This is a genomic window from Nocardia sp. NPDC023733 (assembly GCF_040639775.1).
Taxonomy (GTDB): domain Bacteria; phylum Actinomycetota; class Actinomycetes; order Mycobacteriales; family Mycobacteriaceae; genus Nocardia; species Nocardia rosealba.
In genome coordinates this window covers 61,777-75,682 of record NZ_JBFAAN010000007.1, presented here as the reverse complement: position 1 = coordinate 75,682, position 13,906 = coordinate 61,777, and the positions used below count along the sequence as shown (strand labels likewise).

Sequence of the window (13,906 nt, the reverse complement as noted above, 5' to 3'; positions counted from 1 at the left end):
AGCCGAAAGGTTCACTCCACATCTTCCCACCACGAAACCCGTGGTGGGAGGTCATTCGGAACCACCCGCTCACCCGGCTTGGGCACCGCGATCGCGGTTCCGGCCGCAGCCGCCGCCGATACCAGCCTGCGCACCGGTTCGGCCCAGCCGTGGAAGGCCAGGTTGAAGGTGGCCCAGTGAATCGGGACGAGCAGCCCGTAGCCGGGGTCGCCGAGGCACAGGGCCGCGTGCGCGCGCACCGCTTCCTCGGGTGTCATGTGCACATCGGTCCAGCGCTCGTCGTAGGCGCCGATCGGGAGCAGCGTGAGATCGAACGGTCCGAGCACCGCACCGGCCTGCGCGAACGCTTTGGTGTACCCGGTGTCGCCGCCGAAATACACCCGCTTGGTCGGCCCGGCCAGTGCCCACGACGCCCACAGGGTGGTGTTGCGAGTGAGGCCGCGACCGGAGAAGTGGCGGGCCTCGGCGCAGGTGATGGTCAGACCACGGTCGCCCGACTTGTGGCCGAGGGAAACCGAACCACCCCAATCCAATTCGATGATGCGGTCGTCCGGAACGCCCCACAGCCGCAGGTGCGCGCCGATGCCCATCGGGACCACGAACGGCGCGCGCTGGGCGCGGACCAACTCGTCGACGGTGGCCTTGTCGAGGTGGTCGTAGTGGTCGTGGGAGATGACGACGGCGTCGACCCGCGGCAGCGTGGACAGCGCGCCCGGTACCGGATGCAACCGGGCCGGACCGATCACCGGCGACGGCGAGACCCGCTCGCTCCACACCGGGTCGGTCAGCACGCGGTACCCGTCGAGGTCGATCAGCGCGCTCGCGTGCCCGTACCAGGTGACAGCCAGTTCGTCGGCCTGCTCGGGTACGGCGGGCGTCACCAGCGGGACCGGCCGCCGCGGCCGCCCCACCCGCCCCTGGGTGAGCCCCGACCACACCAGCGACGCCGCCGAACCGGCCGCGATCATCGCGCTGGCCTCGGTGTTGTGGAAACGGCCGTCCCGATACGACGACTTGCCCAGCGCCGTCGGGGCGATCTCCGACGGCCCGGCGCCTAGCGCCCTCGGCAGGCCCCACACGGCACGCGCCACCCAGGCCAGCCCGAGCGCACTCGCCACCGAACCCGCGACCCGTGCCGGATTCATCAGCGCCCCTGGAATTTCGCGGGGCGCTTCTCCTGCCGGGCCAGCCGGCCTTCCTGCGCGTCGTCGCTGGTCCAAGCCGCCGACAGCGCCGTCTCCAGCTGCTCGCTGGCCGGAACGCGGGTGCCGTCGTCGTTGAGCATGAGCTTCATGGCCCGCAGTGACAGCGGCGCGAGTTGGGCGATCGACTTGGCCCAGGCCTTGGCATCGGCGACGGTGCCGATCTTGTTGGCGAAGCCGAACGCGTAAGCGTCTGTGGCACTGACGGTTTCGGCGCCGAGCAGGATGGTGCGGGCCGGGCCGCCGCCGATCAGGGCGGCCAGCCGGGCGACGGTCCAGCGGTCCACCGAGATGCCGAGCTTGGCGGCGGGCACCGCGATGTAGGCGTCGGGCTCGATCACCCGCAGGTCCGAGGCGAGCGCCAGCTGCACACCGGCGCCGATCGCGCCACCGTTGATCGCCGAGATGACCGGCACCGGAAGGCTTTCGATGGTGTGCAGCATGTCGAGCAGACCGGTCAGGAAGGTCTCGGAATACACGCCGGACAGGTCGGCGCCCGCGCTGAAGATCGGGCCACGGCCGGTGAGCACGATGACGCGCGCCCCCTGGTCGACGGCCGCGAGCATGGCGGTGCGCAGCTGGGCGACCAGCTCCTCGTTGAGCGCGTTGCGCCGCTGTTCGCGCTGCAGTTCGATGGTGATCACGTCGCCATCGCGGGTCACGCCGAGCATGAATTCCTCCACAGAAGTACCGGATCACGTGGTTGTCTTCACTCTGCCACAGTCAGCGGTCGGCGCCCGGTAAGGCATACCATCGGCGGCTGTGGGAACCGACTTCGACATCGTGGTGATCGGCGCGGGCCAGGCCGGGCTGTCGGCGGGCTATCACCTGCGCCGGCTGGGGTTGGTGCCCGAAAGCGACTTCGTCATCGTCGACCACGCGCCGGGACCGGGCGGTGCCTGGCAGTTCCGCTGGCCCTCGCTCACCCTGACCACGGTGAACCGCGTGCACGACCTGCCCGGCATGTCGTTCGCCGAGACCCTGCCGCCCGGGTCTTCGTCGGCTCCGGCCGCGACCGCCGTCCCGCACTACTACGAGCTCTACGAGAAGCGGTTCGACCTGCGGGTTCGCCGTCAGGTTTCGGTGCGGGTGGTCTGCGACCGGACCGCCGACGGACAGAGCTGCGCCGGACGCGGTGAAGTGCTGCAGGTCGAGACCGACAGTGCCGGAACACTGCGCACGCGCGGGCTGATCAACGGCACCGGCACGTGGGAACACCCGTTCATCCCGCGCTATCCGGGCGCCGACGGCTTCGCCGGACGTCAGCTGCACACGCGCGACTACCGCAGCGCCGATGAATTCGCGGGCAAACACGTGATCGTCGTCGGCGGCGGTATCTCGGCGGTGCAGTTGCTCGACGAGATCTCCCAGGTCACTTCGACGACCTGGGTGACCAGGACCGAGCCGCGCTGGCGCGAGACACCGTTCACCGAAGCGGACGGACGCGCGGCGGTGGCCGCGGTGGAGGACCGGGTGCGCCGCGGTCTGCCGCCGGGCTCGGTGGTGTCACTGACCGGCCTGCCGCTCGACGACCGGCTGCGCGCCGCCCGCGACCGAGGCGTACTCGACCGGCTGCCCATGTTCGAACGGATCGAGCCGACCGGCGTGCGCTGGTCCGACGGCACTTTCCAGCCCGCCGACGTGATTCTGTGGGCGACCGGTTTCCGCAGTTCCCTCGACCATCTGGCCCCGCTGCGGCTGCGCGGACCCGGCGGCGGCATCACGATGACCGGACGGCTGGCCACCCAGGTCGCGGTCGACCCCCGCGTGCACTTGATCGGATACGGGCCGTCGGCCAGCACGATCGGCGCCAACCGGGCAGGCCGGGCCGCCGCCCGGGAGTTGAGCGACTACCTGGGGATCAGTCCAGACCGGCGCTGAAGGTGGCCGGATCGGGGCCGACCCGGGTGCCCCGATCGAGACGGTTGATCGCGGCCATCGCGTCGGCGTCGAGTTCGAAGGTGAACACGTCGAAGTTCTCGGCGATGCGCGAGGGCGTCACCGACTTCGGGATGACGATATTGCCCAGCTGCAGGTGCCACCGGATGATGACCTGCGCGGGCGTGCGATCGAGCTCCTTGGCCAGGCTCACGATGGTTGGATCGTCCAGCAGGGTGCCCTGCCCGAGCGGGCTCCACGCCTCGGTGGCGATGGCGTTGTTCGCCTGGAAGGCGCGGAGGTCGGGCTGGGCGAGGGTGGGGTGCAGCTCGATCTGGTTCACGGTGGGGATCTCGCCGGTCTCGGCGATCACCTGCTCCAGATCGGGGATCCGGAAGTTCGAGACGCCGATGGATTTCACCCGGCCCTGCGACTTCAACGCCTGGAAAGCCCGGAACGTATCGACGAAACGACCGGCCTTCGGCACCGGCCAATGGATCAGGTACAGGTCGAGATAGTCCAGGCCGAGACGCTGCATGCTGGTGTCGAACGCACGAAGCGTGCTGTCGTAGCCCTGCTCGGAGTTCCACAGCTTGGTTGTCACATAGATCTCGTCGCGGGGAATCCCCGAGGCACGGATCGCGCGACCTACGCCTTCCTCGTTTCCGTAGATCGCGGCCGTGTCGATACTGCGGTAACCGACCTTCAACGCCTCGGCGACCACAGTGGTGACGTCTTCCTCCGGCACCTGGAACACACCGAAGCCGAGCTGCGGTATGACGTTCCCGTCGTTGAGCACGATGGTGGGAACAGGACTGCTTTCGCTGCGGAAGGTCACCCTACCGAAGGGTAGAAGTGGTTGCCGGTGGCGTCAACGACGCGACCTCGCGTGTTTCCCCAGGTGTGCGAACCGGGGCAGAGGTCGGTTTCCTCACCGGCCGATGCGGCGATAGCGGGCCAGCCGCAGCGCGCGCAGTTCCTCGGGTGGGTGGCTGCGCAGGGCCGCGAGTTCCTCGGCGATCGCCAGGACGACGCGGCGGGCGAATGCGACCGGCTCGTCGGCGGCATCGGGATACTCCTCCACGATCCGGTCCACCACGCCGTCTTCGAGGAGATCCGCGGAGCGAATGCGTTGGGCCGCAGCCAGTTCCGGAGCATGCTCGGTATCGCGGAAGACGATGGCACTGGCCCCTTCCGGCGGCAGCGGCGCCAGCCAGCCGTGCCGGGCGGCGAGCACCCGATCTGCGGGGAGCAGGGCAAGGGCGCCACCGCCGGTGCCCTGACCGAGCAGCACGGACACCGTCGGGGCGTCGAGGGTGACGAGATCGGCCAGGCAGCGGGCTATTTCGCCCGCCAGACCACGTTCCTCCGCCTCCTTGGACAGCGCGGCGCCCACGGTGTCGATCACCAGGACCAACGGCAGCCGCAACTCCCCCGCCAGCGCCATGGCCCGGCGGGCCTCGCGCAGCGCGGCGGGGCTCATCGTCTGCTCCTCGAGGCGCCCGGACCGGTCGTGCCCGAACACCACGCACGGCTGCCCGCCGAACCGGGCGAGGGCGAGCAGGACGGTGCGGTCGGTTTCGCCCTGGCCGGTGCCCGACAGCGGAACCCGTTGGCTGGTATGGCGAAGCAGGTCACGAATGCCCGGGCGGCCGGGGCGTCGGGTACTGAGCACCGAATCCCATGCTGTAGCGGAGGGATTCGTCGAAGTGCCCGGATTACGCACGGGCGCAGCCCAACCCGGCTCGGCGGACAACGGCAGCGGCAGGCCCGCGCACACACTCAACGCGCGATGGGCGATCCGGCGGAAGACCTCGATCGGCACCACCCCGTCGATCACACCGTTGCGGTAGAGGTTCTCGGCGGTCTGCACATCGGGTGGAAAAGGCTTGCCGTACAGAGCTTCGTACACGCGCGGGCCGAGGAAGCCGATGAGGGCGCCCGGCTGGGCGAAGGTGATGTGCCCCAGCGATCCCCACGATGCGAACACCCCGCCCATCGTCGGACTGCGCAGGTACACCAGGTACGGAAGCCCCGCCGCCTTGTGCACGGCGACGGCACCGGCGATCTTCACCATCTGCACGAAAGCGACTGTGCCCTCCTGCATCCGGGTGCCACCCGAGGTCGGCGAGGCGATCAGCGGCAGCCCTAGTTCGGTCGCCCGCTCCACCGCCGTCACGATCCGCTCGGCCGCGGCCACGCCGATCGACCCGGCGAGAAACCCGAATTCACAGGCGATCACGGCCACCCGCCGCCCGCGCAGCAGACCCTCGCCGGTGAGCACCGATTCGTCGGTGCCCGCCCGGCGACTCGCGTCGACGAGCTCCTGACGGTAGCGCGGTGAGGCGGCGCGCTCGATCGGTGGGCGATCCCAGCTCACGAACGAATCCACGTCGAGCAGCCGCGCGATCACCTCATTCGCCGAAATCTGCACGAGCAGAGCGTAGCCGGGCGATCACGATATCGCGGATAGTCTTGACAGTCTGTTGGGTTTTTACAACACTATGTTGCGTGAGCCCAGTGAGACGAGGGGAAACCCTCCCGATCTACAACCGCATCGCGGTGCTGCGCGCCGAACAGCGGATGAGCCGGGCGGCGCTCGCCGACGCGGTGAATGTCAATGTCCAGACGATCGGCGCGCTCGAGCGCGGCGACCACTACCCCAGCCTCGACCTGGCACTGCGCATCTGCGATGTGTTCGCCCTGCCGGTGGAGGCGGTCTTCTCCCGCACGGAATTCGGCCCGCTCTCGGCCGAGGTGTATCCACGAACGAAAGGCACGTCATGACCAGCGCGACCGGATTGATCGACCGCTATCAGGACTATCGGGTGCGGCGCTGGCTCGTGCAGGAACAGCGCACGGCGGGCATGCTGAAAAGCTGGCGGCCGCGACAACGTCGGCGGCTACTGGTGATCGGTACCGCGACCGCGCTGATCGGCGTGGCGATCGCGGGCGTGCTGTGCGCGTTCGACCTACAGGTCGTGCCCGTAGTGATCGCGACGATCTCGCTGCTGCTGTTCCTGCCCACCTGGACCATGCTCCGGATCGCCAGCGGCGGACAGGACTACGCCCCGGAACAGATGCTCGACGAATTCGAGATCGCCGAGCGCAACAAAGCCCGCTCGGTCGGCCTCGCGCTCACCCAGTCGTTGACCCTGCCCGGTCTGTTCTTCCTGATCGGGACAAGCGCGATCGACCCCGAAGCCGATGCGTATCGCACCGCCTACGCGGGCGGACTCATGCTGCTGGCAGCGATCATGGCGGGCGGTTGCGCGCCCGCGATGATCATCGGCTGGACCCGTCCCGATCCCGAACCGGAACCCTGACGGGTGACATCGGGGCTGCGGCCTTCATCGACGCAGCCCCACCCGCCGATCAGTAGCCCTGCATCACCTTGCGCAGCGCGTACTCGGTGAGCGAGACCAGTGCCTGCTTGGCCGGCTCGCGGCGGCGGGCGTCGATCGACATGATCGGGACATCCGCGGGGACCGCGAGGGCCTGGCGGATGTCCTCGAGCGGGTACTTCGGTGCGTCGTCGAACTCGTTGAGCGCCACCAGGAACGGCAGGCCACGAGCCTCGAAGTAGTCGACGGCCGCGAAGCTGTCCTCCAGCCTGCGGGTGTCGACCAGCACCACGGCGCCGATGGCGCCGCGGATGAGGTCGTCCCACATGAACCAGAACCGGTACTGGCCGGGCGTACCGAACAGGTACAGGACCAGGTCGTCGGCGAGGCTGATCCGGCCGAAGTCCATGGCCACCGTGGTGGTCGACTTCTGCGGAATGCCGGTGAGGTTGTCGATTCCGGCACTGGCATTGGTCACCAACGCCTCGGTGCGCAGCGGAACGATCTCCGACACCGCACCGACCAACGTGGTCTTACCGACACCGAAGCCACCGGCAACAACGATCTTCGCCGAAGTCGGCTTGCTCGTGCGGGTGTCGACCTGCGCCGTCGAATCAAATACGCCGGAGTCCACTGAGAACCCTTTCGATCAGCTCGCGACGTTCATCGTCGCTGGAATCGTCTTTCAAAGTCGCCGAGACCCGAACATGACCGGCCTCGATGAGGTCGGCCACCAGTACCCGCGCAACCCCGATGGGGATGCGCAGCTGGGCGGCTATCTCGGCGACGGACGGCGATTGTCTGCACAACTCCACGATGGACGTTTCGAGGTTGTTCAGTTCGAACTGCCGCTCCATGGCGACCGGATGCGAGGCAACGAGAGCCTCCAACGCCAACTCGACTGCCGGCCTGGTACGGCCGGAAGTCAACGAGTAAGGGCGAACGAGGCTTGGCTCGGCGCTTCCCATGCGGTGATCGTCTATGTCCATCCCACCATCAGGAACCCATCGTGACGCGTGGCGTGGCCTGGACGGTCTGGCCCACACGCTCGACCAACAGAGCCATCTCGTAGCCGACCTGACCGATGTCACACGAGGTGTTGGTCAGGACCGCGAGATAGGAGCCGTCGCCCACTGCCATCAGCAGCAGGTAACCGTGCTCCATCTCGACGACGGACTGCAGTACCGTACCGCCTTCGAACAGATTCGACACACCGACGGACAGGCTGGCCAGACCGGCGGTGACAGCAGACAGCTGCTCCGCGCGGTCGACCGGTAGCTGGGCACTGGCGGCCATCAGCAGGCCGTCGGCCGAGACAAGGACAGCATGGGCTACGCCAGGAACCTCGTTGGCGAAGTTCGAAACCAGCCAATCCAGCTGACGGTTCGTACCACCTAGATCGGGGTTCATCGGTCTCCTTTATCTCCGGTTAGGTTCATTGCCTTCATTGCGCGGCCATCCCGGACGCCCTGCTGGTGACGACTCAAGCTGGACCTGATGGTTTCAGGGTCGCGCTTCGGTGTGCGGTCGGCGTTACCGGTCACGCCACCGGGCACGAGCCTTCCGCCCGGATTGCGTTGTGGCAAGCCGGCGGCCGTTCGGGCCTCGGCTTGCGCCTCGGCGGCCCGTCGCGCGGCCTGCCAACCTTCGTCACCGGGTGATTCGAAGGCGGCGGCCAGCTGGGACCGGTCGGAATTCTCGTCCGTGAGCCACGCCGACATCATCTCCGCGAAGATCGGCGTTCCGCCCATCACGGAATCGCCCTCCGGTGCCGGCTGCAACCTGGTCTGGAAGAACGACGCTGCCTTGGCCGGATTCGACCGATAGCTGTGCCGTCCCGGATCACGCCCTGCCGACGCAGCGTTCCCCGGCTCCGCAGGATCCCGATCCCGTTGCGGCAGAGCCACTCCCGGCCCGGCGTTCGCCTGCGGTACCACAGTAGCGCCGGGAGCACGCTGGGGCAGCCCATTCGGTCCGAGTGGGCGCTCCGGCGCGGCTTCACCGCGCTGCGGGAGACCGGGCGCGCGCTGCGGGAGGCCACCGTCGGCCGTATCCCGGTGGGCGGCGGGCGTTTCCGACGGGGTGCGCTGCGGTAGGCCACCGGCGGGGTTGCGTTGCGGCAGTCCGTTGGCCGGATCGCGTTGCGGCAGACCGCCGGAGGGGTTGTCCAGGCGCGGCAGGCCGCCGGACTGCTCGCGGTGCGGCAGACGCGGGGTCGGCTCGCGCTGGGGCAGGCCACCACGCTGCGGCAGACCGGTCGACGGATCGCGCTGCAGTGGTTCGGAATCACGCTGCGGCGCAGGGCCACCACGCTGCGGCAGGCCCGTCGCCGGGTCGCGCTGCAGCGGCTCGGAATCACGCTGCGGCACGGGGCCGCCACGCTGCGGAAGACCGGTCGGCGGGTTGTTCTGCGCACGCTGTGGCAGGCCGGTGGACGGATCACGTTGCGGCAGACCACCGGTCTGCTCACGCTGCGGCAGACCGTTGGACGGGTCGCGCTGCGGGAGGCCACCCGAGGGCGCGCGCTGCGGCAGGCCACCGGACGGCGGGCCGCTCGCCGGGTCACGCTGCGGGAGACCACCGGTCTGGTCGCGCTGAGGCGCGCGGTTCGACGGGTCGCGCTGCGGCAGCCCGGTCGACGGGTCACGCGGCGGCGCGCCGTTGGCGCCGGGCGAACGCTGCGGCAGGCCGCCCTCACGGGTGGGTGCCGCGTCACGCGGCGGCTGACCCTGCTCGCGGGCGGGAGCACCGTTGGCTCCCGGCTGACGCTGCGGCAGGCCACCGGCCGTCGGCGCGGGCTTGGCCTCGCCCGGCTTGCCCTGCGGGGGCTGGGGTGGCTGCGGACGCTGCGGCGCGCCGGGACCACCCGCTGCCAGATTGCGCTTGGGCAGGTTGGCCGCGGCCAGCTTGCCGCGCTGCGGCACATTGCCCTGACCGGGGGCGGCCGGGCGCAACGACGTGGACTGCTCGTTGCCGTCCTGCGTCTGCGCCATGGCATTGCCCGGCTGACGCTGCGGCAATCCACCGGGACCGGTCGGCGGCGGGCTCACGCCCGGGTCGACGGTGACCATCATGTTGCCACCCGGGGTACGGGTGATCGCCCGGGTCTGCATGGTGCTCGGCTGCTGTGGCTGCTGGGGCTGCGGCTTCTGCTGCTGCGGCGGTTGCTGCTGCTTCTGCAGCTGGTTCGGCGGCACGACCGCGCCACCGGCACCCGAGACGATCAGGCCGACCGGCACGTGCACGGTGACGGTGACGCCCGGATCGCGCGCGGTGTCGAACGTCGGGCGCAGGCGGACGGTGAGACCGTGCCGCTCGGCCAGGCGGCCGACCACGAACAGGCCCATGTGACGCGCGGTGTCGGGGCCGGGCTCGGCGGCCTGCTCGAGCCTGCGGTTGATGTCGGTCATCTCCGCGGGCGGCATACCGATGCCCCGGTCGGCGACCTCGATCAGCAGACCCTGGTCGTGCGCCTGCGCGAAGGTGAACTTGACGTCGGTCTCCGGCGGAGAGGCGCGCAGCGCGTTGTCGAGCAACTCGGCGAACAGGTGCGCCAGGTCGGAGGCGGCCGGTTCGACGAGCGAACCGCGCGGGGTGGCACCGAGCTTGACGCGTTCGTAGTCCTCGACCTCGGAGATCGCGGCGCGCAGCACGTCGGCGATCTCGACCGGGGCCGACTTGGAACGCCGCTGCTTGGTACCGGCGAGGATCAGCAGGTTGTCGCCGTTACGGCGCATGCGCGCGGCGAGGTGGTCGAGGCGGAAGAGGTTCTCGAGCAGGCGCGGGTCCTTCTCGTCGTACTCCATTGCCTCGATGAGGGTGAGCTGATGGTCGACGAGCGACTTGGACCGCCGCGCCAGCGTCTCGAACATGTCGTTGACCTGCGAACGCATCTGCGCCTGGTCGCTGGCCAGGCGCAGCGCCTGACCGTGGATGTCGTCGACGGCGCGGGCCAGCTGACCGATCTCCTCGTCGGAGCGCACCGGCATCGGCTCGAGCGGTACGTCCTCGGGGGCGGCGCCGTTGCGGAGCTGGGCGACCTCGTGCGGCAGGTCGGACTCGGCGACGCGCAGCGCGGCCAGGCGCAGGCGGTGCAGCGGCACGATCATCGAGCGCGCGACGAACACGGCGAGCAGCAGCGCGGCGAGGATGGTCGCGATGACGACCGCGGTATAGGTCCAGGCGCCGGTGGCGGCCGAGGTGGTGAGCTCGTCCATCGAAGTCTCGATGGCCTTGGTCGATCCGTCGACGACGCTCTCGTAGGCCACGAGGCTGGTGACCAGCGAGGTACGCATCTCGCCGATGGGCAACTTGCCCGCCTGCACGTCGGGCCCGCTCACCAGGTTCTGGCGGATGTCGGCCTGGGTCTTCAGGTCGGCGAGCACCTGGTCGCCGTCGGGGAAGCGGTTGGCGAGCACGTCGAGCAAGTGACGTTCGGTACTCACGCCGGTGAGGTAGTTCTGCGGACCGGCGGGCGATCCACGCAGCATCTCCGAGATCGCGGCGAGCTGGTCGACGAGCACCGAGCGGGTGTTGAGCGAGTCGACGAGGCGCAGCTTCGCGGTGTCCATGACCGGGTTGCTCACCTGGGCGATCGTCGACTCGACGATCGCGACGCTGTCCTTGCGCATCTGCTCGACCGAGGCGAGCGCGGTTTCGGGCGAGGCCGTGAGCCCCTTGCCCTGTGCACGCACATTCTTGGCCTGGGCGACCATCCGCTCGAGCGCGGAATGCGCCTTCGGCAGGTCGACGAGACGACCGAGCGCGCCCTCACCCTCGGTGATGGCGGCGTCGAGGTCGACGAGGTCCTGATCGGTCACCAGGGTGACCCCGGGACCGGCGGGCACCGTCTGGCTACCGGTCACCCGCGCGGTCACAGCACTGAGCGAGGTGACCGACGGAATCGCGTCTACCTGCTCGTTGATGCTCGAAAGCCGGTTGGCCTCGGTGAACTCGGAGGTAATCCTCGACACGCCGAGCCCGACCGCGACCGCGAGAGGCACGGCCAAGACGGCCGTAACCTTCCAACGCAGGTCCCAGTTGCCGAGCGCCCAGCGCTTGCTGCCGGACCTAGCGGCGTCACGCATCTCCCACTCACTTTCCAAACTGGCCTCGTACCGTGCGCCATCACGAACCTCCACAGGCGCAATGGTGGCTCGCCAGACGGTGCTGGCCGAGAACTGCGGCTGGCCGAGAAATTGCGTCTACGACTGCCCGAATAAGTGACAACAGATTCTAACGGATCAATAACTTCTTGGCCGACTCCCGGTAGAGGTCCGCGCGATGACCAGCCCGTTACAGGCAAAACCAAAGGTCGCGGCACCCCCTCGGGTGTCGCGTGAAGTCTGCCACAATCATCAGGATCTATCGAGCGGGCACGAAGCGAGGCTAGGAGTCACAGGCTTGGACACCGAACACGAGTACCGGCCGGTCTATCAGACCAGCCTGGTCGATCCAGCCGACTTCTGGTCAGCCGCCGCTCGCGAGATCGAGTGGGATCTGGCCCCCGAGCACACTCTCGATGCCGCCGACAAACGTTCGGCCCGTTGGTATCCCGACGGCAAGCTCAATACCTGTGTGAACGCCCTCGATCGTCATGTGCGCGGCGGAACTCTCGCCGAAGGTGGACGTTCGGATCAGGCCGCGTTGATCTATGTGTCGGGCATGACCGACACCACAACGACTTATACCTATGCGGAATTGCTCAGCGAGGTGGAACGCTTCGCCGGGGCGATGCGTGATCTCGGCGTGGTCGCCGGTAACCGGGTGGTGATCTATCTGCCGATGATCCCCGAGGCCGTGATCGCCATGCTGGCGTGCGCCCGCATCGGCGCGGTCCACTCGGTGGTCTTCGGCGGGTTCGCCGCGCCCGAGCTGGCGGCCCGCATCGACGACGCGGAGCCGGTGCTCGTCGTCACCGCGTCGGGCGGGCTCGAGCCGGGCCGCCGCATCGAGTACCCGCCGATCGTGCTGCAGGCCCTCGACCTGGCCGAGAGCACCTCGGTACGCACGGTGCTCGTCAAACAGCGTTCGCAGTTCCCGACCATCGAGTTCGCCCAGGACCAGCCCGCCACCGACGTGCTGCCCGCCTCGGATCAGACCGTCGCCGCGCGCTGGCTGGACTGGGACGCCACCGTCGCCGACGCCGAACCGGCCGAGCCGGTGACCGTGGGCGCCTGCGACCCGCTCTACATCCTCTACACCTCGGGAACCACTGGAAAGCCCAAGGGCGTGGTGCGCGACAACGGCGGCCACGCGGTCGCCCTCGCCTGGTCGATGCGCAATATCTACGACGTGGGCCCGGGTCAGGTGTTCTTCGCATCCTCCGATGTGGGCTGGGTGGTCGGCCACTCCTACATCGTCTACGCGCCGTTGTTCGTAGGCGCCACCACGGTGCTCTACGAGGGCAAACCGGTCGGCACCCCCGACGCGGGCGCGTTCTGGCGCATCGTCGACGAACACGACGTGCGAGTACTGTTCACCGCCCCCACGGCGCTGCGTGCGATCCGCCGCGCCGACCCGGAGGCCTCCGCCGCCCGTCGCCACGACCTGTCCCGGCTGCGTGCCCTGTTCTGCGCGGGCGAGCGGCTCGACCCGGCCACCTTCGAGTGGGCGAGCGACACCCTGCTGGCCGGTCATCCCGACACCCCGGTGGTCGACCACTGGTGGCAGACCGAGACCGGCTGGCCCATCTGCGCCGACCCGCTCGGCCTGCAGGAACTGCCCGTGAAGCCCGGTTCGGCCGGGGTGCCGGTGCCCGGGTACCGCCTGCGGGTGCTCGATGCCAGCGGCAACCCGGTACCCAACGGCACCGAGGGCAATATCGTCATCGGCCTGCCGTTGCCCCCCGGCTGCCTGAGCGGTCTGTGGCGCGACCGGGAGCGGTTCGTGCGCTCCTATCTCTCGGCATTCCCCGGCCATTACCTCACCGGCGACTCCGGCTACTTCGACGAAGACGGCTACCTCTACGTCCTCGGCCGCTCCGACGACGTCATCAATATCGCCGGACACCGGCTCTCGGCGGGCAGTATCGAGGCCGCCATCTCCGGGCACGAGGCCGTCGCCGAGTGCGCCGTGATCGGCGTGCCGGATGAACTCAAGGGCAGCCTGCCGCTGGCGTATGTGGTGCTCAAGCAGGGCGTCGAGATCGAGCCCGACCAGCTGCGCGACGAGCTCGTGGAACGGGTGCGCGAGCAGATCGGCGCCATCGCCACCCTGCACGACGCGATCGTCGTCACCGGCCTGCCCAAGACCCGCTCGGGCAAGATCCTGCGCAAGACCATCCGCCAGCTCACCGCCGGTGAGCACGTGGAACCCCCGGCCACCATCGAGGACCCGGCCGTCCTCACCGCCCTGGCCGACCGCATCCTCGCCAACCCCCCGCTCGGCAGGCCGACCACCCCCGACCACGACGGCGACCAGGTAGCGCGGTGACATTGGCGGCTGGCGCCGCGGTTCTCGGCGCTTGACTCCGCCTCTTCC

General features: G+C 69.1%; 12 protein-coding genes. 4 read left to right on the top strand and 8 right to left on the bottom strand.

Going from position 1 to position 13,906, the window contains the following annotated elements; genetic code table 11:
* Positions 1-11 precede the first annotated feature (11 nt).
* A complete protein-coding gene (locus tag AB0F86_RS24250) occupies positions 12-1,145 on the bottom strand; it encodes an MBL fold metallo-hydrolase (RefSeq protein ID WP_225281790.1) in 1,134 nt (377 codons plus the stop codon).
* The gene (locus AB0F86_RS24245) at positions 1,145-1,873 is read right to left on the bottom strand and encodes an enoyl-CoA hydratase (RefSeq protein WP_356985987.1); all 729 of its coding nucleotides are present in this window, start codon (positions 1,871-1,873) and stop codon (positions 1,145-1,147) included. Before AB0F86_RS24245 ends, AB0F86_RS24250 begins: the two co-directional genes overlap by 1 nt.
* Positions 1,874-1,964: 91 nt before the next feature.
* Here AB0F86_RS24245 and AB0F86_RS24240 point away from each other — a divergent pair, with 91 nt between their 5' ends.
* Positions 1,965-3,083 carry an NAD(P)-binding domain-containing protein gene (locus AB0F86_RS24240; RefSeq protein WP_356985988.1) on the top strand — a complete coding sequence of 373 codons (1,119 nt, stop codon included), beginning with the start codon at positions 1,965-1,967 and terminating at the stop codon, positions 3,081-3,083.
* Here AB0F86_RS24240 and AB0F86_RS24235 read toward each other — a convergent pair.
* Positions 3,064-3,918: an aldo/keto reductase gene (locus AB0F86_RS24235; RefSeq protein ID WP_356985989.1), complete on the bottom strand. Its 855-nt coding sequence runs from the start codon at positions 3,916-3,918 to the stop codon at positions 3,064-3,066. The two genes, AB0F86_RS24240 and AB0F86_RS24235, sit on opposite strands and share 20 nt — an antisense overlap.
* A 93-nt stretch (positions 3,919-4,011) precedes the next feature.
* The gene (locus AB0F86_RS24230) at positions 4,012-5,514 is read right to left on the bottom strand and encodes a carboxyl transferase domain-containing protein (protein WP_356985990.1); all 1,503 of its coding nucleotides are present in this window, start codon (positions 5,512-5,514) and stop codon (positions 4,012-4,014) included.
* 77 nt (positions 5,515-5,591) lie between these two features.
* On the opposite strand from AB0F86_RS24230, the gene AB0F86_RS24225 reads away from it, so the two are divergent.
* Both AB0F86_RS24225 and AB0F86_RS24220 read left to right on the top strand, forming a co-directional pair.
* Entirely contained in the window at positions 5,592-5,867 is a 276-nt protein-coding gene (locus tag AB0F86_RS24225) for a helix-turn-helix transcriptional regulator (protein ID WP_067640988.1), read from the top strand.
* A complete protein-coding gene (locus tag AB0F86_RS24220; protein ID WP_356985991.1) occupies positions 5,864-6,406 on the top strand; it encodes a hypothetical protein in 543 nt (180 codons plus the stop codon). Before AB0F86_RS24225 ends, AB0F86_RS24220 begins: the two co-directional genes overlap by 4 nt.
* Positions 6,407-6,455: 49 nt before the next feature.
* On the opposite strand, the gene AB0F86_RS24215 is transcribed toward AB0F86_RS24220, so the two are convergent.
* The 4 genes from AB0F86_RS24215 to AB0F86_RS24200 are packed head-to-tail and all read right to left on the bottom strand — an operon-like array spanning position 6,456 to position 11,511.
* Positions 6,456-7,058 (bottom strand): ATP/GTP-binding protein, encoded by a 603-nt coding sequence (locus AB0F86_RS24215; RefSeq protein ID WP_174550224.1) that lies wholly within the window; start codon positions 7,056-7,058, stop codon positions 6,456-6,458.
* Positions 7,039-7,413, bottom strand: a complete 375-nt coding sequence (locus AB0F86_RS24210) for a DUF742 domain-containing protein (RefSeq protein WP_067492470.1) — start codon at positions 7,411-7,413, stop codon at positions 7,039-7,041. Before AB0F86_RS24210 ends, AB0F86_RS24215 begins: the two co-directional genes overlap by 20 nt.
* A gap of 7 nt (positions 7,414-7,420) precedes the next feature.
* On the bottom strand, positions 7,421-7,834 hold the full coding sequence (locus AB0F86_RS24205) for a roadblock/LC7 domain-containing protein (protein ID WP_011207200.1): 414 nt from the start codon (positions 7,832-7,834) through the stop codon (positions 7,421-7,423).
* Positions 7,831-11,511: an ATP-binding protein gene (locus tag AB0F86_RS24200; RefSeq protein ID WP_356985992.1), complete on the bottom strand. Its 3,681-nt coding sequence runs from the start codon at positions 11,509-11,511 to the stop codon at positions 7,831-7,833. Before AB0F86_RS24200 ends, AB0F86_RS24205 begins: the two co-directional genes overlap by 4 nt.
* A gap of 316 nt (positions 11,512-11,827) precedes the next feature.
* Here AB0F86_RS24200 and AB0F86_RS24195 point away from each other — a divergent pair, with 316 nt between their 5' ends.
* Positions 11,828-13,858, top strand: coding sequence for an AMP-binding protein (locus AB0F86_RS24195; protein ID WP_356985993.1), 2,031 nt, complete (start codon positions 11,828-11,830; stop codon positions 13,856-13,858).
* Positions 13,859-13,906 lie beyond the last annotated feature (48 nt).